Consider the following 20411-nt stretch of genomic DNA (forward strand, 5'->3'; position numbering starts at 1 on the left):
AGTTATGGGCAAATACTTAAAAGTCATAGGTTTTTTGGTGCTTGCGTTGGCTTTGTGGCAGACGTCGGGTGCTGCATTTACTGTCAGTGGTGCGGTAAGTGCGGAAGATTCTGTGAATATCCGGACAGTGACTGCCGCTCATTATCAGGACGAGGCATGTTTCACTTCACCCCAATTGCCCTATCTGCCGGTTGCTGAGCTGGCAAGTAATAACGGACATGTCCAGTCGCTTACCATGTCCCGTATTCAGCGTTCCTATATCACTGAATATATCTTTTCACTGAAAGACTGGGTGGATAAGCTTGCCCAGCGCGAAGCGGTTCTGTCTTTACATAGAGAGAAACTCTATGATGCTACCGCTTACTACCGTTGCCAGCCTGTGTGTGAGTACTACATCTTCACACTGAGGCGAATCCTGATTTAATGTCTTATTGTACTCGGGCTTTTCCCTTGTGTACGGGCGCTGAGTGTCCGTATGGGGAGAGATTGTATTCTTTATTTCAATAATTCATTAATTCATAAAACTATTTATATTATGGCAACTCAAACAATCGACGCAACTCTTTTCGCGTCTTCACATCCCGATATCGCAAAACGTACAAGTGTTTCCGGACTCATCATCTCCTTGGTAATGATGGTAGTGGGTATTCTTATCTTTGTATCTATTTTTGAAATGAACGATAAATCCTCTACCATAAGCATGGGGCTGATGGTACTGGGCACGGCATTGATTTTATTGGGAGTATTCCGTTTGTTCTGGAAATCCAAAGAAATCGTGTACCTGCCTACGGGAAGCGTGGCAAAGGAACGCAGCATGTTTTTCGATTTGAAATATATAGGCAAGCTGACCGAGATGATTGAAAACGGTAATCTGGACAGTGAGGCCGGAGTGAAAAGCGAATCAAGCGGTAACGTGCGTATGGATATTATGATTTCGCAGGACAACAAATTTGCTGCGCTGCAACTGTTCCAGTTTGTGCCTTACACCTATACTCCGGTGACTTCCGTACGCTATTTCACGGGTAGCGAGGCGGCGGCGGTTTCGGCTTTCTTGTCTAAATGCAAGGCTGTCTAAATAAGTTCGCGTAAATAAAAAACAATCAATTTAGCTTTTCAGTATAAAGTGGGGATTAGTCAGTGACGGCAATCCCCATTTTTTTCATAAGGAAGCAGGCGTTCATATTCTGCGCCACGCCCGGGCGGAGACGGTAGGAGAAGGTCAGCTCGTTGTCGGTGATATCCGCTTCGAAGCGGCAGTTGCGGATATTCTTCGGGAAAAGGTCGATAAGTGTGCCCAGCAGCAGGTCGTGGGTAGCGATGATACCATTTGCCTGCAAAGTCATGAACTGCTTGATGAGTGCAAAAGACCCTTTTTGTTTATCCATTGAGTTTGTTCCTTTCAAAATTTCGTCCAGAATGATAAACAGTTCCTCTCCCGATTGCAGTTTGTCGATAATGAGTTTCAGACGCTTGAGTTCGGCAAAAAAGTAGGACTCGTTGTCGGTCAGGGAGTCGCTGGTGCGCAGACTGGTGATAAGGCGGGCGGGATACACTTCCATTTCTTCCGCGCAGACAGGCATACCGGTACAGGCGAGCAGATAATTGATACCTATCGTACGCAGGTAAGTACTTTTTCCTGCCATGTTGGCGCCGGTGATGATGATGAAGAAAGGCCGCTTCTCCATATCGATGTCGTTGCGCACACAGCGGTCACGATGCATCAGAGGATGTCCCAAAGCCTTTGCACGGAGCATGAAATGGGCATTGCCGTCGGTATTCTCCGTATCGGCGCCCTTTGCACCGGAAGGGATGCCGGCTTTGGCGGCAATCATATCAGCCTTGTCGAGCAGGGTAGGATAAGAATAGCCGGGATGATTATAAGCAAAAGTTGCCAACGAGTTAAGAGCGTCCATCTGTCCGAGGGCGTCGAGCCAGTGAGGCAGTTCGCCGGCATATTGCTCTTTCCAGGCTTCGATGCGCATCACCTGCCGCAGTTCCCAGAAGAAGAGACCGTTGAGAATGACGTACATAAACACATTGTTGCGTTGGTCCAGCTCATTCATCAGTTTGCTCAACCGGCTGATGGAGAGAGAGGCTTTCCGCTGTTCGCCGCCGATTTCTTCTTTGATACTTTTCAGCAAACCGCATTGCATGGGGCGGGCTTCCATGAGCTTGAGCAGTCCGGCATACGTGCCGAGAATTTGCAGTTTCTTGCCGTACACGGCTTGCATCCTGGTAATCTTTCCGGTAAAGGCGAATCCGGCGGTGACGAAGAGTGTCCAGATTATTCCCCATATACTTACCGGCAAATAACCGGCAACGACCGACAGCAAACATACACTATTGATGCCCGTAACGATTATCGGCAGAACGCGCAAGAACCTGTTCCTGCGAAATACGCCGGGACTTGCCGCCCATGCTTTCAACTCGGTTTCGTCGGCCGCCTTGCCTTTATGCAGCAGGCCGAGGACGCGGAAACGCTGGCGGAATTTCAGTGCGGGAGCCAGCTCGCGTACGGCTGCCTGCCGTTTCTGTATCTCTTCTTTCTTTTCGAGATGTCGCCCCAGCCAGTCGGCCAGCAGACGTTTTCCCGGTTCGGTGCAAGTGCGGTTGACGTACTGAAACAACGAATGCGCACCGAATACGTCCAGGTCGTAGGCATACAGATGCGCAGGGTCGGTAAACTCCTCGCCGCTGTCGAAGCAGGATGTGTCATAGTCCAGTGCGGCCAGTTCCTGCCGGTTGACCTCTATCTTTTTCTCCAGATAGTCTTTGCGGTGGAACAGACGGTTATGGTATTTTATCAGCAGGATAAAAGGCAGAAGGGTGACAAGCGCAATCCCTGCCAGTACCGCCCAGCTTTCCGCCCGGAAACAGATAAGTCCTGCCACTCCCGCGATAAACAGCAGCAACCGCAACGTGCCGATGCGGTAAATCTGTCGCTGTACTTTATTCAACTGCTGTTGCGCTTCGTCCGCAATGCGGCGGTAGGTTGATTTTATATTCTCGATGCTTTCCATTTATTTTCATGCTTTATTGGTAGGCAAAGATAAGCAAATATATGGTTTTCCCCCTAAGGATAGATGAAATACCAACCGTTGGTATTCAAAGTACCATGGTTTGGTACGAGGCCTACCAACCGTTGGTACGGAAGCTACCATTGCTTGGTATTCGAACTGCCAACGGTTGGTATTTGTATTTTCCCCCGCAGCGGCGGGATTCTGCAAGGCCGGTGCCGGTATATGGAAATCACTTTGTGGGAGATACGGCGTTTTTTTCTTCTGTATGTTTGCTGAATAACGATAAAAAATGTACCTTTCGCTCAAGAAAGCAAAGTTCCAAAAAGAAAGGATAGCGATATGAAAAGAAGTTGGGTGTTAGGAATATGGGCGTTATTGGCTTTGCCGTGCTCGGCGCAGCAGATAATGTATTCCAACTTGAAAGAATTGGTGGAAGACCGCGGAGATACGGTCACCATATTGAAAGTTGAGAAGCGTTCCAAGAACCAGATTTATTTGATGGGGGGAGCGGATTATCGTATAGAGGCTGAGGATAACTCAGGTTTGTGTCGTTATTTGAAATCCCGTTGTTATGCGGTGCGGATAGACACGTCGCTTTATGTCAACTGCAGGAAGATGCGCTATAAACGCTATCGTTTCGGCGGCTGGTATGCGCCTGCGATGTGGGTGAAAGGGAAGATTTATTACTGTGCGCAACCTGTGGGGCAGGTTGCCGCGAGCACTGCCACTCCGCCTGACGCGACGAAGCTGGGCGGTGAAGTGGGGGATGCCATCAATGCCTCGGGGCTGGTATTCGCGCGTGTGTACTATGAATTGAATCCGGAGACGGGACGCTCGGAGTTTGTAGGCAGGAAGAAGATGCTGGAATTGCTGGCGGGCTATCCGGAGCTGAAAGAAGCTTTTGAAAAAGAAACGAGCGAATCGTCCGAGGTCATCGGAAAGTATCTGAGACAACTTGAGTCTGAACCGACTTGTTCCACCGAATAGGCTCAAGCGCTTGTCGGGCTGACCCAAAAAGCGAAAGAAAAATGCCGGACTTTTCGGCGAAGATACGCTGAAGCAGATAAAAGTGCAGAAGAACGGAGATGTCAATATCAGTTTGCGAGTGCGGGACAGCCGGCATAATCGGGTATTTGAGTGGGCAATGACGCTCTATCATGATTCCAACCAATGTTTCGTGCAGGCAAGTAAAGTTTACATGGCAGGGAATTTCAGTTTCAAGGGGCGTATTCTGCCTTTACCGGCAAATTAATTCTGAATATATAGGCTTATGACGGAAAATATGAATTTGGCGATAAAGCCCGGCGGGATAATATTTCTGTGGACTGTTTCGGCATTGCTCGTATTGCTGCTTGTTGTCGGAATCTTTAGTAACAGAGTACGTCAGTACTTTTATGCCCACCCGAAGGTTGAGTTTTGGGTAGGTGGTACTTATTTTGTCTGCCCATTTCTTTTGCTGGAGCAATACATGGATTGGTGGCGGGCTGCTCTTATCGCCTTGGTACTTTCTCTCGTTTTCGAATTTCTTTTACGGAGAAATAAGCGGAAAGACTAATCCTGTGCGGGACTGTTTCGGATTATGCGATGATGTCGCTAAAATGAGAATCCGTAATCTAAATAAGCTGCGCACTGTTTCTACTTTACTAAATGATAAAATTCCCGGTGTTCTGTTGCGAATATCGGGAATTATTTTTATATTGCGGCAGATACGCGCCCGTATCTGTTGACAATTTGTAACTATTCACCTTAATATACTATGGAGATTACTTTAAGCAAAACACTGCCCCCTTATCCCACCTTCGTAGAAGGTATCCGGCGGGCGCCCGACCGCGGTTACACCCTCGACCCCGCGCAAACGGCTACGGCATTGAAGAATGCCCTGCGCTACATCCCTGAAGAACTGCACGAAACGCTTGCTCCGGAATTTATGGAGGAGCTCCGCACGCGCGGACGCATTTACGGTTACCGTTATCGTCCGCAAGGCGACCTCAAGGCGAAGCCCATTGACGAGTACAAAGGGCGCTGCATCGAGGGCAAAGCCTTTCAGGTGATGATAGACAACAACCTCTGTTTCGACATCGCCCTCTATCCCTACGAGCTCGTCACCTATGGCGAAACCGGGCAGGTATGCCAGAACTGGATGCAATACCGCTTGATAAAGCAATATCTCGAAGTCCTTACCGATGACCAGACGCTCGTTATCGAAAGCGGACACCCGCTGGGACTGTTCAAGTCGAAGCCCGAAGCGCCGCGCGTCATCATTACGAATGCGATGATGGTGGGGCTGTACGATAATCAGCGGGACTGGCACACCGCCATGCAGATGGGCGTTGCCAATTACGGTCAGATGACTGCCGGCGGATGGATGTATATCGGTCCGCAGGGTATCGTGCACGGTACTTTCAATACCCTCTTGAATGCCGGACGGCTGAAACTCGGTATCCCCCAGGACGGCGACCTGCGCGGGCGGCTTTTCGTTTCTTCCGGTCTGGGCGGCATGAGCGGCGCCCAACCCAAAGCCGCCGAGATGTCGGGAGCTGCCGCTATCATAGCCGAGGTGGACGCCTCACGTATCGAAACCCGTCATCGGCAGGGCTGGGTGGGGCATGTGACGGATTCGCTGCCGCAGGCTTTCGCATTGGTGAAAGAGGCCATGGACAACCATGCTCCGATTTCTGTGGCCTATCACGGCAATGTGGTAGACCTTTTGGAATATGCCGTAAAAGAACGGATACATATCGATTTGCTTTCCGACCAGACATCCTGTCATGCGGCGTACGACGGCGGCTACTGCCCCGTGGGACTGACCTTTGAGGAGCGTACCCGGATGTTGCATGAGAATCCGGCGGAGTTCCGCCGTAAAGTGGATGTCACGTTAAAACGTCATTTCCTTGCCATCAAGGAACTCGTGGGCAGGGGCACGTACTTCTTCGATTATGGCAATTCCTTTATGAAAGCCGTCTTCGATGCCGGTGTTCCCGAGATAGCGCGCGACGGCAGTGACAAAAACGGCTTCATCTTCCCCAGCTATGTGGAAGACATTATGGGACCGGAACTTTTTGATTACGGCTACGGGCCGTTCCGCTGGGTTTGCCTCAGTGGCAGGCATGAAGATTTGGTAAAGACAGACCGTGCCGCCATGGAGTGTATCGACCCTACCCGCCGCGGACAGGATTTGGATAATTATAACTGGATACGCGATGCCGAGAAGAACAATCTGGTGGTAGGTACGCAGGCGCGCATCCTCTATCAGGATGCCGAGGGGCGTATGAGAATTGCGCTGCGTTTCAATGAGATGGTGCGCCGTGGTGAGGTAGGCCCCATTATGCTGGGACGTGACCACCACGATGTCAGCGGCACGGACTCTCCTTTCCGCGAGACGTCCAACATAAAAGACGGCAGCAACGTAATGGCGGATATGGCGGTGCAATGCTTTGCCGGTAACTGCGCACGGGGCATGAGCCTGGTGGCGTTGCACAACGGTGGCGGGGTAGGTATCGGCAAAGCCGTCAACGGCGGCTTCGGCATGGTGTGCGACGGTTCCGAGCGGGTGGATGAAATCCTGCGTTCCGCCATGCTTTGGGATGTTATGGGCGGTGTGGCACGCCGTTCATGGGCACGCAATGCGCATGCCATGGAGACAAGTGAAGAATTTAACCGCACTCATTCGGAAGGTTATCACATCACGATACCTTACGTGGCGGATGAAGAACTGATAAACAAATACATAAATAAATGATGAATTAAGAATGAAGAATGAAGAATTAGGCTGCGCAATGTAAATGCGCCGCAAGGTAATTCTTCATTCTTCATTCATCATTCTTAACTTAAAAGGGTTATGAATAAAATCGTAGAATGTGTCCCTAATTTCAGTGAGGGACGTGATTTGCAGAAGATAGACCGGATAGTGGCTCCGTTTCGCGGCAGACAAGGCGTGAAGTTGCTGGATTACAGTAATGACGAAGACCATAACCGGCTGGTTGTTACCGTGGTGGGTGAACCCGAACCGCTTCGCGACGCCGTGCTCGAGGCCATCGGCGTGGCTGTGCAGCTTATCGACCTGAACAGGCATCAAGGCCAGCATCCCCGTATGGGAGCTGTGGACGTGGTTCCCTTTATTCCTATCAGGAATGTAACCATGGAAGAAGCCGTTGCGCTTTCCAAAGAAGTGGGCGCGGAAGTGGCAAAACGTTATAATCTGCCTGTCTTCCTTTACGAGAAATCCGCATCGGCGCCTCACAGGGAAAATCTGGCGGCCGTCCGTAAAGGAGAATTCGAGGGAATGGCGGAGAAAATAAAGCTTCCCGAATGGCAGCCCGATTTCGGTCCGGCGGAACGCCATCCTACTGCGGGAACGGTAGCCATTGGCGCACGTATGCCGTTGGTGGCGTATAACATCAATCTCAGCACTCCCAGTCTGGAAATTGCGCACGACATCGCCAAGAAGATACGCTTCATCGGCGGCGGCCTGCGCTACTGCAAGGCTATGGGAGTGGAACTGAAAGACCGGGGGATTACCCAGGTGTCCATCAACATGACCGACTATACCCGTACGGCGCTTTATCGTGCTTTCGAGTTGGTACGCATCGAAGCGCGCCGCTACGGCGTCAGCATTGTGGGCAGTGAGATTATCGGCCTTGTGCCTATGGAAGCGCTGATTGATACGGCTTCCTACTACCTCGGACTGGAGAACTTCTCGATGCGGCAAGTGCTGGAAGCCAGAATAATGGAGTAACTTCCCGATTCTTTTTTAAACCTGAAAATATGACGGAGAACCTTATCATCTTCAATGCCCGTGTCGTGACTCCGGTTGGCTTTTCCGCCCGCCGCGGCAGGGAAATGGAAGAACTTTGTATCATGGATAACGCTACGGTGGAAGTCACCGGCGGCGTCATTACCTACGTAGGCCCCAATCGTGGCGAAGAGCGCGACGGCTATTATCAGCGTTACTGGCATTACAATGCCCGCGGCAAGTGTCTTTTGCCGGGTTTTGTCGATTCGCATACGCATTTCGTCTTTGGCGGGGAGCGTGCCGAAGAGTTTTCCTGGCGGTTGAAGGGCGAAAGCTATATGTCCATTATGGAGCGTGGCGGCGGTATTGTCAGTACGGTGAAAGCCACCCGCGAGTGCAATTTTATCCAGTTGCGCGGCAAGGCGGAAGGATTTTTGAAACAAATGAGCGCTATGGGAGTGACCACCGTCGAGGGCAAAAGCGGATACGGGCTGGACAAAGAAACCGAGCTGCTGCAGCTCCGTGTGATGCGCAGCCTGAATAATGACGAACACAAGCGGGTGGACATCGTTTCCACTTTTCTCGGTGCGCATGCGGTGCCTCAGGAGTATGGCGGACGTACGGACGATTATGTGGATTTCATTATCCGTGAAGTCATGCCCGCCGTCGTCCATAACAGGCTGGCGGAATTTTGCGATGTCTTTTGCGAGCAAGGCGTGTTCTCCATCGAGCAGTCCCGCCGCTTGCTGACCGCTGCCCGTGAAATGGGGCTGGCCTTGAAACTCCATGCCGACGAAATCGTGCCGTTGGGCGGTGCGGGGCTGGCTGCGGAACTCTCCGCTGTCTCCGCCGACCACTTGCTGCACGCTTCCGATGCCGATATCCGTGCCATGGCAGACAAGGGCACGGTTGCCACATTGCTGCCTCTTACCGCCTTTGCCTTGAAAGAACCGTATGCCCGCGGACGTGAAATGATTGATGCGGGGTGCGCCGTTGCGCTTGCCACCGACCTTAATCCCGGCAGTTGTTTCTCCGGTTCCATTCCGCTGACCTTTGCGCTGGCGTGCATCTATATGAAGATGAGTATCGAGGAAGCCATTACTGCCCTCACGCTGAATGGCGCTGCCGCCTTGAACCGCGCCGACAGCATCGGCAGTATCGAGGTGGGGAAGAAAGGGGATTTTGTAGTGCTGAATACGGACAATTACCATTTTCTGCCCTACTACGTGGGGATGAACTGTGTGCACACCACGGTGAAGGAAGGCATGCTCTATCCCGTACTCTGAAACAAAGAACTTATGCTTTATACTGAATTACTTTATACTTAATTTACACTTAAATACCATGTTAGTCGATTTAACACTCAAAGAGTTTTTGAATAAAGTGGCGGGCAGCGATCCCGTCCCCGGTGGCGGCAGTATCGCCGCCTTGAACGGAGCCATTGCCTCGGCTTTGGCGGCAATGGTTGCCAACCTTACTATCGGCAAGAAAGGCTATGAGGAGCATGAAGAACTGATGCAACACATCGCCGGTGTGGCTTTGCAAGAGCAAAATACCTTTATCGAGGATATTGACCGCGATTCCGAAGCCTACGACAGTGTGTTTGCCTGCTTCAAGATGCCGAAAGCCACCGATGAAGAAAAGGCCGCCCGCAGCGCTGCCATTCAGGAAGCTACCAAGTTTGCCGCGCTTGTGCCCATGCAGGTGGCCCGCAATGCCTACGAACTGATGACCGTCATCATGGATGTAGCCCGCTTGGGAAACCGCAATGCCGTAACCGATGCCTGTGTGGCGATGATGTCCGCCCGTTCCGCCGTATTGGGAGCGCTGATGAATGTGCGCATCAACCTCGGTTCGCTGAAAGATAAGGAGTTTGCGGCCAAGCTGCAAACCGAAGCCGCCGAACTGGAGCGCCTTGCCTGCGCCAAAGAAAAAGAATTGTTGGACGAAATCAATGAGGAACTCAAAGTATGAAGAATGTCTACCATGTCGGTTCGGGCGAACTGACTTTCGACCTTATCGAACGCATCATCAACGAGAACCTGAAACTCGAGTTGGCTCCCGAGGCCAAAGAGCGCATACAGAAATGCCGCGACTACCTGGATAAGAAAACGGCCGAGTCCGCAGAACCTCTGTATGGCATAACCACCGGGTTCGGCTCCTTGTGCAGCAAGAACATCTCACAGGATGAGCTGGGCACTTTGCAGGAAAACCTCATCAAAAGCCATGCCTGCAGCGTGGGTGAAGAAATCCGCCCGGTCATCATCAAACTGATGATGTTGCTCAAGGCGCATGCACTGTCTTTGGGGCATAGCGGTGTGCAGGTCATTACCGTGCAGCGCATCCTCGACTTTTTCAATAACGACGTGATGCCTATCGTCTACGACCGCGGCTCGCTCGGAGCTTCGGGCGACCTTGCGCCGCTTGCCAATCTTTTCCTGCCCCTTATCGGTGTGGGCGATGTGTACTACAAAGGCCGGAAGCGCGAAGCGATCAGCGTACTCGATGAATTCGGCTGGGAACCCGTCAAGCTGATGAGCAAAGAGGGACTTGCCCTGTTGAACGGTACGCAATTCATGAGCGCCAACGGTGTCTTTGCCATTCTTAAAGCCTTCCGCCTCTCCAAGAAAGCCGACTTAATAGCCGCTCTTTCGTTGGAAGCCTTTGACGGCCGCATCGACCCTTTCATGGATTGCATCCAGCAAATCCGTCCCCACAAAGGACAAATCGAGACGGGAGAGAACTTCCGCAAACTCTTGGAAGGCAGCGAACTCATAGCCCGTCCCGGCAAGCATGTGCAAGACCCGTACTCTTTCCGTTGTATTCCTCAGGTGCATGGGGCGACAAAAGATGCCATCCGCTATGTCTCCTCAGTCTTGTTAACGGAAATTAATTCCGTAACGGACAACCCCACCATCTTCCCCGACGAAGACCGTATCATTTCGGGTGGAAACTTCCACGGCCAGCCGTTGGCTATTTCGTATGATTTTTTGGGCATCGCCCTTGCCGAGTTGGGGAATATTTCCGAACGCCGTATCGCTCAGCTTATCATGGGACTGCGCGGACTGCCGGAATTCCTGGTTGCCAACCCCGGCTTGAACTCGGGATTTATGATTCCCCAATATGCCGCCGCTTCTATGGTAAGTCAGAACAAAATGTACTGTTATGCCGCCAGCAGCGATTCCATCGTCTCCAGCAACGGACAAGAAGACCATGTAAGCATGGGTGCCAATGCCGCCACGAAGCTCTATCGCATCATGGACAACCTGGAGCACATCCTTTCCATCGAACTGATGAATGCCGCGCAAGGCATCGACTTCCGCCGTCCGCAAAAAACTTCACCCGTTTTGGAACGTTTCCTGCACGAATACCGCAAGGAAGTTCCTTTCGTGAAAGACGACATTGTAATGTATAAAGAAATTCATAAAACTGTGGCGTTCCTCAGTCGGACTAAGTTCGATTATTAGGAATCTTCCCAATAAATCTGCCATAACCCTAATTTTTATTAATCGTTTAACAAAAGAAAGAAAACTTAATTGGTGAATTGAGTTTTCTTTCTATATTTGCTTCGTTTTATTCCGAAAATGAATAAAAAGAGTTTTTGAACTTTAAAAGGAAGAGAAATGAGCGAATATACCAAGCACCTTACTCCCCGCCCTGAATTGAGGGAACGGATTATTGAGACTGCGGTGGAAGCTTTTTCTGCGCACGGTATTAAAAGTATTACAATGGATGATATTGCGACTTCATTGGGTATTTCCAAACGTACCCTTTATGAAGTTTTTTCTGACAAGGAAACCTTGTTGGAGGAGTGCATTCTGAAAGGTCAGAAAGAAGGGGATGAGTTTCTGAGAAATGTGCTTGCCACATCCGAAAACGTATTGGAAGTACTGCTGAAATGCTACCAACGCAGTATCGAGCAGTTCCATGCCACCAACAAGAAGTTTTTTGAGGACATCAAGAAGTACCCCAAAGCTTATGAACTGATGACGAGCCGACACAACCAGGACTCGGAAGAGACGGTAAATTTCTTTAAAGAAGGCGTAAAGCAAGGCATCTTCCGCGATGATGTGAATTTTGCCATCATCAACCTGTTGGTAAGGGAGCAGATTGATGTGTTGATGAATACGGACATTTGCAAAGAATATTCTTTCCTTGAAGTTTACGAATCCATCATGTTCACTTTCCTGCGGGGAATCTCTACGGAGAAAGGCGCGCATGAGTTGGAGGTGTTTATCCGGGAATACCGAAAAAAGACAATCACCGGAAATAACGAGACAGAGAACGATTAGAAAACGATTAATTGCTTTATGAAGATGCAGAGATTTTTTGAGGGTAAGAAATGGATGTTGGCCGTTGCCATACTATTGGCGGGCGGCTATACACGAGCACAAGGGACGCAAGATACCTTGACCCTGAACCTTGACAAAGCCTTGGAGATTGCTTTGAGCGACAATCCCACCATTAAAGTGGCGGAAGAGGAGATTGCTCTCAAGAAAGTAAGCCATAAAGAGGCTTGGCAAAACTTATTGCCGGAAGCAAGTATTTCGGGCACGATGAGCCATACCATTACGGCGCCGCAGTTCAGTATCGGCGACCAGACCGTGAAGATGGGTAAGGATAAGGCGAATACCGCTACCGGGACGCTGAATATCAGTCTGCCTTTGTTTGCTCCGGCTGTGTATCGGGCCATGTCGATGACAAAGACGGATATAGAACTGGCTGTGGAGAAGTCGCGGGCTTCCAAGCAAGACCTGGTGAATCAGGTGACCAAGGCCTACTACCAGTTGATGCTGACCCAGGACTCATACGATGTGTTGCAGAAAAGCTATAAACTGGCGGAAGACAATTATAACATCGTCAATGCCAAGTATCGGCAGGGTACTGTCAGCGAATTCGATAAGATTACCGCCGAGGTGCAGATGCGCAGCGTGAAACCGAGTGTCATCTCTGCCGGGAATGCCGTGACGCTTTCCAAACTGCAGCTTAAAGTGTTGATGGGCATTACCGCCGATGTGGATATTAAGATTGACGATAGTCTGGCGGCCTATGAGGGAGTGGTGTTTGCCAACCAGCTGGACAATACGGTTCACGAGGGTTTGGTGAACAATACTACCATGAAGCAGTTGGAGTTGAACCGCCTGATGCTTCAGAAGAACATCAAGTCGCTGCGCACCAACTTCATGCCGACGTTGGGTCTGGGCTATTCGTATCAATATCAGTCCATGAATAACGACAGTTGGAATGTCTTTAATTATAACTATGGAAGCAGTTCTTCTCTGGTATTCAGCCTGAGCATTCCTTTATATAAGGCAAGTAACTTCACGAAGCTGAAGTCCAATCGCATTCAGATGCGCCAGTTAGACCAAAACCGTCTTGACACGGAACGTAAGCTGAATATGCAGATTACGAGCTATCAGGATAATATGTCGGCCAGTTCCGAGCAGGTATCCAGCAACAAAGAAAATGTGATGCAGGCCGAAAAGGCGGTGCAGATTGCCGGTAAACGCTACGAGGTAGGTAAGGGAACCGTGCTCGAGCTGAATACCTCGCAAGTGCAGCTCACCGAAGCGGAACTTACTTACAACCAATCCATATATGATTATCTGGTGGCTAAGGCCGACCTCGACCAGGTGTTGGGAAGAGACTACATCATCAAAAATCAGAAATAAAATAAGAATAACGATATGAAAAAAAGTTTTCAATTGATTGCCCTGCTTGCAGTAGCACTGTTGGGCGCTTGCAGCGGCGGAAAGGACAAAGCTGTTGCTGAACAGGTGGATGAAAAGCCGAGAGTGAAGCTGGCGGATGTAAAAGCGCGTCCGGTAGAGCAGATTCATGAGTACACAGCTACCGTGGAAGCAGAGGTAAAGAACAATATAGCCCCTTCCTCCCCGGTGCGTATCGACAGAATATTGGTGGAAGTGGGCGACCGCGTATCCAAAGGCCAGAAGCTGGTCAGCATGGATGAGGCGAACCTGAAACAAACCAAGTTCCAGCTGGACAACCAGGAGATTGAGTTCAAACGTATGGACGAGCTGTACAAAGTAGGCGGCGCGTCCAAGTCGGAATGGGATGCGGCCAAAATGGCTTTGGATATCAAGGAAACGGCGTACCGCAACCTGCTGGAAAATACTTCGCTGCTCAGCCCGATAAACGGTGTCGTAACAGCCCGCAACTATGACAGCGGCGACATGTACAGTGGCGGCGAACCGGTATTGGTGGTGGAACAGATTACTCCGGTGAAATTGATCATCAACGTGTCCGAAACCTACTTCACCCAAGTCAGGAAAGGCGCTCCGGTAGCGGTGAAGCTGGATGTCTACGGTGACGAACCCTTTGAAGGCTATATCAGTCTGGTTTATCCTACGGTAGACCCGAACACCCGTACTTTCCCCGTAGAGATTAAACTCGCCAATAAAGACCGGCGCGTACGTCCGGGAATGTTTGCCCGCGCCACGCTTAATTTCGGTACCAAGGACAATGTGGTTGTACCCGATTTGGCTATCGTGAAGCAATCCGGCTCCGGCGACCGCTATGTATATGTGTACAAAGACGGTAAGGTTACTTACAACAAGGTGGAACTCGGCCGCCGCATGGGTGCTGAATACGAGCTGGTTTCCGGCGTGCCCGATAATTCACGGGTAGTTATAGCCGGGCAGACCAAGCTGGTCAACGGTATGGAAGTAGAGGTGGAAAAATAATTCTTCATTCATCATTCTTAATTCTTAATTAAAAAGAGTATGAGTTTATACGAAGGTGCGGTTAAGAAACCGATTATGACTTCGCTCTGCTTCCTGGCAGTGGTGATATTTGGTCTGTTCTCTTTGTCAAAGTTGCCTATCGACTTGTATCCGGACATCGATACGAACACGATTATGGTAATGACGGCCTATCCGGGAGCGAGTGCTTCGGATATTGAGAACAACGTGACCCGTCCGTTGGAAAATGTTTTGAACTCTGTCAGCGATTTGAAGCACATCACTTCCCGTTCTTCGGAGAATATGTCGTTGATTACGCTGGAGTTTGAGTTCGGCAATGATATCGACGTGCTGACAAACGATGTGCGCGACAAGCTGGATATGGTAAGTTCCGAACTTCCCGATGATGCGGAGAATCCCATCATCTTCAAGTTCAGCACGGATATGATTCCTATCGTGCTGCTGTCCGTACAGGCCAACGAGAGCCAGTCGGCGCTTTATAAGATTCTGGACGACCGTGTGGTAAATCCTTTGGCGCGTATTCCCGGTGTGGGTACGGTGTCCATCAGTGGTGCGCCGCAACGTGAAATCCAGGTGTATTGCGACCCTTACAAGCTGGAAGCGTACAATTTGAGCATCGAAACCATCAGTTCCATAATCGGGGCGGAGAACAAGAACATACCGGGCGGTAACTTCGACATCGGTAACGAAACCTATTCGTTGCGTGTGGAAGGTGAGTTCGACGACTCCCGTCAGTTGGCGGATGTGGTTGTAGGCACATACAATGGCGCTACGGTCTATCTGCGCGATGTTGCCCGGATTGTGGATACCGTGGAGGAGCGTGCGCAGGAAACCTACAACAACGGTGTGCAGGGAGCTATGATTGTCGTTCAGAAGCAGTCGGGCGCCAATTCCGTGGAAATCTCCAAGAAAGTGCAGGACGCGCTGCCCCGCTTGCAGAAGAACTTGCCGAGCGACGTGAAGCTGGGCGTCATAGTCGATACGTCCGAGAACATCCTGAATACAATCGACAGTTTGACGGAAACGGTACTGTATGCCTTGCTGTTCGTTGTCATCGTGGTGTTCCTGTTCTTGGGACGCTGGCGTGCCACGCTGATTATCTGTATTACGATTCCGCTCTCTCTGATTGCTTCGTTCATATACCTTGCCATTTCGGGGAATACGATTAATATCATTTCGCTTTCGTCACTCTCCATAGCCATCGGTATGGTGGTGGACGATGCCATTGTGGTGTTGGAGAACGTCACGACGCACATCGAGCGCGGTTCCGATCCCAAGCAGGCGTCCGTTCACGGTACGAACGAGGTGGCGATTTCCGTAATCGCTTCTACGCTGACGATGATTGCCGTGTTCTTCCCGCTGACGATGGTTACCGGTATGTCCGGCGTGCTGTTCAAGCAGTTGGGCTGGATGATGTGCGCCATTATGTTCGTCTCCACCGTTGCGGCCCTGACGCTTACGCCGATGCTCTGTTCGCAGTTGCTGCGTTTGCAGCGTAAGCAGTCCAAGGTGTTCCGGATATTCTTCGGACCGATAGAGCGTACGCTGGACGGCTTGGACAACTGGTACGCACGTATGCTGAACTGGGCGGTGCGTCACCGTATGTCGGTGCTTCTCGGTTGCGTGGTATTCTTCATCTTGAGTTTGTTCTGCGCAAAGTCCATCGGTACCGAGTTCTTCCCGGCGCAGGACAACGCGCGTATTGCCGTACAGCTGGAGTTGCCCATCGGTACCCGTAAAGAGGTGGCGCAGGAAGTTTCGGAGAAGCTGACCAACCAATGGCTGCAAAAGTATAAAGGCGTCATGAAGATATGTAACTATACCGTGGGACAGGCCGACTCGGATAATACCTGGGCTTCCATGCAGGACAACGGTTCGCATATCATCTCCTTTAATATCAGCTTGGTAGACCCGGGCGACCGTGACGTGACGCTGGAAGCCGTCTGCGACGAGATGCGCGAGGACCTGAAGGCTTATCCTGAGTTCAGCAAGGCGCAGGTAATCCTCGGCGGCAGCAATACGGGTATGTCCGCCCAGGCATCCGCCGACTTCGAGGTCTACGGTTACAGCATGGAGGAGACCGATAGCGTTGCCGCCCGTCTGAAACGTGAGCTGCTGAATGTGAAAGGCGTGTCCGAAGTCAACATCAGCCGTAGCGATTACCAGCCCGAATATCAGGTTGACTTCGACCGCGAGAAGCTGGCGCTTCACGGACTGAACCTGTCTACCGCCGCTACCTATCTGCGCAACCGTATTAATGGCGCGACAGCTTCCAAATATCGTGAGGACGGTGACGAATACGACATCAAAGTGCGTTATGCCCCCGAATTCCGTACCAGCCTCGAGAGTATTGAAAACATTCTGGTGTACAATGCCAAGGGTGAAGGCATCCGCATCAAAGACCTCGGAACGGTCGTGGAACGCTTTGCTCCGCCTACCATCGAGCGTAAAGACCGCGAGCGTATCGTGACGGTATCCGCCGTTATTTCCGGCGCTCCGCTGGGCGACGTGGTGGCTGCGGGTAATACTATCATAGATAAGATAGAGAAACCGTCCGACATCACCATTCAGATATCGGGTTCTTACGAAGACCAGCAGGATTCGTTCCGCGATTTGGGAACATTGGGCGTGTTGATAATCATTCTTGTGTTCATCGTAATGGCCGCCCAGTTCGAGTCGCTGACCTATCCGTTCATCCTTATCCTCTCGGTTCCGTTCGCCATGAGCGGTGTGCTGATGGCGCTGTTCATCACCAATACCACGCTGAGTGTGATGAGCTTGCTGGGTAGCATCATGTTGATAGGTATTGTGGTGAAGAACGGTATCGTGCTCATCGACTATACGATTCTCTGCCGTGAGCGCGGACAGTCGGTGCTGAATGCGGTGGTTACGGCGGGCAAGAGCCGTCTCCGTCCGGTGTTGATGACGACCATGACTACCATTCTCGGTATGATTCCGATGGCTGTCAGTACCGGTCAGGGTTCTGAGATGTGGAGTCCGATGGCGATTGCCGTAATCGGCGGTCTGACGATTTCTACCATCCTGACGTTGATTTATGTGCCCACCATGTACTGTATCTTCGGTGGTGTCGGCATCAAACGTCAGCGTCGCAAGATGCAGAAGCAGCTGAACGCTTACTTTGAAGAACAGAAACAGACTAATAATTAACAGCAGACATTTAACAGTTGAATAATGAAATCAGTATTAATCACATTCGATCAAGCATATTACGAGCGCATTATCGCTACGCTCGACAGGCTGAATTGCCGGGGTTTCACTTATTGGGAGCAGGTTCGCGGACGCGGTTCCAAAACCGGAGACCCTCATTACGGCAGCCATGCCTGGCCTTCCATGTGTTCCGCCATTCTTACAATAGTGGAAGACGGAAAGGTGGACTCCCTGCTGGAAGTCCTTCACAACATGGATAAGCAAACCGAGCAATTGGGGCTTCGGGCATTTGTCTGGAACATAGAGAAGACCATCTGAGGTTTTCCGTGGCATGAACGGCAGTTATCCTCATGGGAAAAAGATATTTCCCGTGAGGATAATTCTTTTTTGCGGGAAGATATTTATTTTCATCCGATTCTCTATCTTTGCGCCCGGATTGGTTATGGAAAAGAGCGTTTTGAAACATACAGGTTGGTTGATGCTTATTGTGGTGGCCTTGCTTTTGCTGATGAGCCTGTTGCCGGGAGCCACGATAGGGCGTTATGTGTTGAGGCGGGTAGACATACTTGGCGATGTGCGTCCCGTGCCGGAAGTCGTGAGCGAGCCCGACAGTCTGCTGCCGCCACCCCCGACAGTGAAGCCGGCCTTTGTAGACACCTGTCGAGGCGGCATGACCTACATTGAAGATTACAGTGACTCCACCCTGCGCGGCATGACACCTTTTTATCGTGCGTTGGACGAGTTGGCGACCCATCCCCGCCTGGTACGCGTCGCCTACTTCGGAGATTCTTTCATCGAGGCGGATATCCTTACGGCCGACCTGCGCGCCATGTTGCAGGAACGTTATGGCGGATGCGGGGTAGGCTTCGTCACGATTACTTCCATGACCAGCGGCTACCGTCCCACGGTGCGGCACAACTTCAGCGGCTGGCAGAGCCATTCCGTCATGGATTCCGTATTCTTCGACCGTAGTAAACAGGGCATTTCGGGACACTATTTCATTCCGCATCCCGGCGCCTACGTGGAACTTCGCGGACAGAAGAACTACGCATCCCGGCTCGATACCTGCGAACACGCTTCCATCTTCTTTTATAATAAAGGCGAAGTCACCCTCTCGGCGTCCGTCAACAAGGGAGAGCCGCAGACCGAAACATTCCCGCCCACGGGCGAACTCCGTGAAATGGATGTGACGGGACACATCGGTTCTGTACGCTGGAAAGTGGAAAGCGCCGATTCCACCTTATTCTACGGACTGGCCATGGACGGCACGCAAGGAATTATTGTGGATAACTTCTCGCTCCGCGGCAGCTCCGGCCTGTCTTTGCGCTCCGTACCCGTATGGATGATGCGCGAATTCAACGAGCAGCGTCCTTATGATTTGATAATCCTTCAGTACGGACTGAATGTCGCAACGGAACGCGGACGGAACTACGACCGCTACCGCGACGGCATGGCAACCACCATTGCCCACCTGAAGAACGCTTTTCCGCAAGCGGGTATCCTCATCGTCAGCGTGGGTGACCGCGAGTATAAAACCGAAGAAGGCGACCTGCGCACCATGCCCGGTATCAAGAACTTAGTCCGTTACCAGCAGAACCTGGCCGCCGACAGCGGAGTGGCCTTCTGGAATATGTTCGAGGCGATGGGCGGCGAGGGCAGTATGGCGGATATGGTACATGCCAAGCCCTCTTTGGCCAATTATGATTATACGCATATCAACTTCCGTGGCGGCAGGCATCTGGCCGAATTGCTTTATGAGGCGTTGATTTACGGTAAAGAACAATACGACAGGAGGCGTGCCTATGAAGCGGAACCATAAAAGGTATTTACGATCGGGCGACTTACGATTTGCTGTTTGCTGCGTGGTGTTGACTTTGCTTTTTTTGCCGCTGCGGCGAGCCTGTGCCCAAGATGCGCTTCCGGGTTGTCCCCGGCTTCAGGAAACGGCGTTTGATTGCGACACGCTTATGGTCTGCAGACAGCGTACGGATACCCTGCCCGTTCCTCTCATCGCCCTGCCCGCAGCCTTTCGGCAACTGGGCGGGAACGAGCTGATAGACAGTGTCGGCATTCTGAAACCCTTTTGGGAGAAGTTGCGCATGCTCCGTCTGGGCATCGCTACCGATACGATACGTATTGTACATGTGGGCGACAGCCATGTCCGCGGCCATATCTTTCCCGAAACCACGGGCGGGCGGCTTCAGCAAACATTCGGCGCACTGTCTTATACGGACGTGGGAATAAACGGCGCCTTTTGCGTAACCTTTACCCGTCCGGAGCGTGTGGCGGATATCGCCGCGCTGCGTCCCGACCTCGTCATTCTCTCCTTTGGAACGAACGAGAGCCACAACCGGCGATACAACTCCATGCTGCACTACCGGCAGATGGACGAACTGGTGCGCATGCTTCGTGACAGGCTGCCCGGCATCCCGATGCTGATGACTACTCCGCCCGGTTCGTACGAGAGTTTCCGTCAGCGACGTCGCAGGCGTACTTATAAGATTAATCCCCGCACCTCTGTTGCCGTGCAGACCATCCGCCGCTTTGCCGATGCCAACGGACTGGCCGTGTGGGATATGTACGAGGCTTTCGGCGGTGTCCGCCGGGCCTGCCTCAATTGGCGGGAAGCGGGACTGATGCGTCCCGACCATGTGCATTATCTCCCGGAAGGGTATGTATTGCAGGGCGAAATGTTCTATCGCGCCTTGCTGAAAGCGTATAATGACTATTGCAGCCAGTGAATGTATTTTAACTCATTAAGCCGTAAAC

The 20411-nt window shown here is 51.4% G+C and carries 17 protein-coding genes; 16 read left to right on the forward strand and 1 reads right to left on the reverse strand.

Features of this window, described 5'->3' with window-relative positions; genetic code table 11:
- Positions 1-4: 4 nt before the first annotated feature.
- Together I2F54_RS02510 and I2F54_RS02515 are read left to right on the forward strand one after the other, a co-directional pair.
- The gene (locus I2F54_RS02510) at positions 5-424 is read left to right on the forward strand and encodes a hypothetical protein (RefSeq protein ID WP_009122267.1); all 420 of its coding nucleotides are present in this window, start codon (positions 5-7) and stop codon (positions 422-424) included.
- 111 nt (positions 425-535) lie between these two features.
- Entirely contained in the window at positions 536-1075 is a 540-nt protein-coding gene (locus I2F54_RS02515; protein ID WP_022217905.1) for a hypothetical protein, read from the forward strand.
- Positions 1076-1130: 55 nt separating this feature from the next.
- On the opposite strand, the gene I2F54_RS02520 is transcribed toward I2F54_RS02515, so the two are convergent.
- Positions 1131-3020 carry a MutS family DNA mismatch repair protein gene (locus I2F54_RS02520; RefSeq protein WP_195500436.1) on the reverse strand — a complete coding sequence of 630 codons (1890 nt, stop codon included), beginning with the start codon at positions 3018-3020 and terminating at the stop codon, positions 1131-1133.
- A gap of 339 nt (positions 3021-3359) precedes the next feature.
- Between I2F54_RS02520 and I2F54_RS02525 the strand changes: the two genes are divergently transcribed.
- From I2F54_RS02525 to I2F54_RS02595, 14 genes are all read left to right on the forward strand, one after another.
- Complete coding sequence (locus tag I2F54_RS02525) at positions 3360-4007, forward strand: DUF6563 family protein (protein WP_087412057.1); 648 nt, start codon at positions 3360-3362, stop codon at positions 4005-4007.
- Positions 4008-4290: 283 nt separating this feature from the next.
- Positions 4291-4575, forward strand: a complete 285-nt coding sequence (locus I2F54_RS02535; RefSeq protein ID WP_195500437.1) for a hypothetical protein — start codon at positions 4291-4293, stop codon at positions 4573-4575.
- A 201-nt stretch (positions 4576-4776) separates the two neighbouring features.
- Positions 4777-6759: a urocanate hydratase gene (locus tag I2F54_RS02540; RefSeq protein WP_195500438.1), complete on the forward strand. Its 1983-nt coding sequence runs from the start codon at positions 4777-4779 to the stop codon at positions 6757-6759.
- Between the two features lie 99 nt (positions 6760-6858).
- Entirely contained in the window at positions 6859-7755 is an 897-nt protein-coding gene (gene ftcD, locus I2F54_RS02545; RefSeq protein WP_022217900.1) for a glutamate formimidoyltransferase, read from the forward strand.
- A gap of 29 nt (positions 7756-7784) precedes the next feature.
- Positions 7785-9038, forward strand: coding sequence for an imidazolonepropionase (gene hutI, locus I2F54_RS02550; protein WP_195500439.1), 1254 nt, complete (start codon positions 7785-7787; stop codon positions 9036-9038).
- 58 nt (positions 9039-9096) lie between these two features.
- Positions 9097-9726 (forward strand): cyclodeaminase/cyclohydrolase family protein, encoded by a 630-nt coding sequence (locus I2F54_RS02555; RefSeq protein WP_009122279.1) that lies wholly within the window; start codon positions 9097-9099, stop codon positions 9724-9726.
- Positions 9723-11219 carry a histidine ammonia-lyase gene (hutH, locus tag I2F54_RS02560; protein WP_009122280.1) on the forward strand — a complete coding sequence of 499 codons (1497 nt, stop codon included), beginning with the start codon at positions 9723-9725 and terminating at the stop codon, positions 11217-11219. The genes I2F54_RS02555 and hutH overlap by 4 nt, the downstream gene beginning before the upstream one ends.
- A gap of 156 nt (positions 11220-11375) precedes the next feature.
- Positions 11376-12044, forward strand: coding sequence for a TetR/AcrR family transcriptional regulator (locus I2F54_RS02565; RefSeq protein ID WP_022217897.1), 669 nt, complete (start codon positions 11376-11378; stop codon positions 12042-12044).
- 18 nt (positions 12045-12062) lie between these two features.
- Positions 12063-13424 (forward strand): TolC family protein, encoded by a 1362-nt coding sequence (locus I2F54_RS02570; RefSeq protein ID WP_009122282.1) that lies wholly within the window; start codon positions 12063-12065, stop codon positions 13422-13424.
- A gap of 15 nt (positions 13425-13439) precedes the next feature.
- Positions 13440-14456 carry an efflux RND transporter periplasmic adaptor subunit gene (locus tag I2F54_RS02575; RefSeq protein WP_195500440.1) on the forward strand — a complete coding sequence of 339 codons (1017 nt, stop codon included), beginning with the start codon at positions 13440-13442 and terminating at the stop codon, positions 14454-14456.
- Positions 14457-14495: 39 nt separating this feature from the next.
- Positions 14496-17642: an efflux RND transporter permease subunit gene (locus I2F54_RS02580; protein ID WP_009122284.1), complete on the forward strand. Its 3147-nt coding sequence runs from the start codon at positions 14496-14498 to the stop codon at positions 17640-17642.
- A gap of 24 nt (positions 17643-17666) precedes the next feature.
- Positions 17667-17960 carry a PG0541 family transporter-associated protein gene (locus tag I2F54_RS02585; protein ID WP_195500441.1) on the forward strand — a complete coding sequence of 98 codons (294 nt, stop codon included), beginning with the start codon at positions 17667-17669 and terminating at the stop codon, positions 17958-17960.
- Positions 17961-18084: 124 nt separating this feature from the next.
- Entirely contained in the window at positions 18085-19461 is a 1377-nt protein-coding gene (locus I2F54_RS02590) for an SGNH/GDSL hydrolase family protein (protein WP_195500442.1), read from the forward strand.
- Positions 19445-20383 carry an SGNH/GDSL hydrolase family protein gene (locus I2F54_RS02595; RefSeq protein WP_195500443.1) on the forward strand — a complete coding sequence of 313 codons (939 nt, stop codon included), beginning with the start codon at positions 19445-19447 and terminating at the stop codon, positions 20381-20383. The genes I2F54_RS02590 and I2F54_RS02595 overlap by 17 nt, the downstream gene beginning before the upstream one ends.
- The last annotated feature ends 28 nt before the right edge of the window (positions 20384-20411 follow it).

This window comes from Bacteroides clarus (assembly GCF_015555825.1).
Lineage (GTDB): Bacteria > Bacteroidota > Bacteroidia > Bacteroidales > Bacteroidaceae > Bacteroides > Bacteroides clarus.

Bases quoted from the DNA above. Each gene is read 5' to 3' on its own strand.
- I2F54_RS02510 (WP_009122267.1), top strand. From the start codon at position 5: ATGGGCAAATACTTAAAAGTCATAGGTTTTTTGGTGCTTGCGTTGGCT.
- I2F54_RS02515 (WP_022217905.1), top strand. From the start codon at position 536: ATGGCAACTCAAACAATCGACGCAACTCTTTTCGCGTCTTCACATCCC.
- I2F54_RS02520 (WP_195500436.1), bottom strand. From the start codon at position 3,020: ATGGAAAGCATCGAGAATATAAAATCAACCTACCGCCGCATTGCGGAC.
- I2F54_RS02525 (WP_087412057.1), top strand. From the start codon at position 3,360: ATGAAAAGAAGTTGGGTGTTAGGAATATGGGCGTTATTGGCTTTGCCG.
- I2F54_RS02535 (WP_195500437.1), top strand. From the start codon at position 4,291: ATGACGGAAAATATGAATTTGGCGATAAAGCCCGGCGGGATAATATTT.
- I2F54_RS02540 (WP_195500438.1), top strand. From the start codon at position 4,777: ATGGAGATTACTTTAAGCAAAACACTGCCCCCTTATCCCACCTTCGTA.
- ftcD (WP_022217900.1), top strand. From the start codon at position 6,859: ATGAATAAAATCGTAGAATGTGTCCCTAATTTCAGTGAGGGACGTGAT.
- hutI (WP_195500439.1), top strand. From the start codon at position 7,785: ATGACGGAGAACCTTATCATCTTCAATGCCCGTGTCGTGACTCCGGTT.
- I2F54_RS02555 (WP_009122279.1), top strand. From the start codon at position 9,097: ATGTTAGTCGATTTAACACTCAAAGAGTTTTTGAATAAAGTGGCGGGC.
- hutH (WP_009122280.1), top strand. From the start codon at position 9,723: ATGAAGAATGTCTACCATGTCGGTTCGGGCGAACTGACTTTCGACCTT.
- I2F54_RS02565 (WP_022217897.1), top strand. From the start codon at position 11,376: ATGAGCGAATATACCAAGCACCTTACTCCCCGCCCTGAATTGAGGGAA.
- I2F54_RS02570 (WP_009122282.1), top strand. From the start codon at position 12,063: ATGAAGATGCAGAGATTTTTTGAGGGTAAGAAATGGATGTTGGCCGTT.
- I2F54_RS02575 (WP_195500440.1), top strand. From the start codon at position 13,440: ATGAAAAAAAGTTTTCAATTGATTGCCCTGCTTGCAGTAGCACTGTTG.
- I2F54_RS02580 (WP_009122284.1), top strand. From the start codon at position 14,496: ATGAGTTTATACGAAGGTGCGGTTAAGAAACCGATTATGACTTCGCTC.
- I2F54_RS02585 (WP_195500441.1), top strand. From the start codon at position 17,667: ATGAAATCAGTATTAATCACATTCGATCAAGCATATTACGAGCGCATT.
- I2F54_RS02590 (WP_195500442.1), top strand. From the start codon at position 18,085: ATGGAAAAGAGCGTTTTGAAACATACAGGTTGGTTGATGCTTATTGTG.
- I2F54_RS02595 (WP_195500443.1), top strand. From the start codon at position 19,445: ATGAAGCGGAACCATAAAAGGTATTTACGATCGGGCGACTTACGATTT.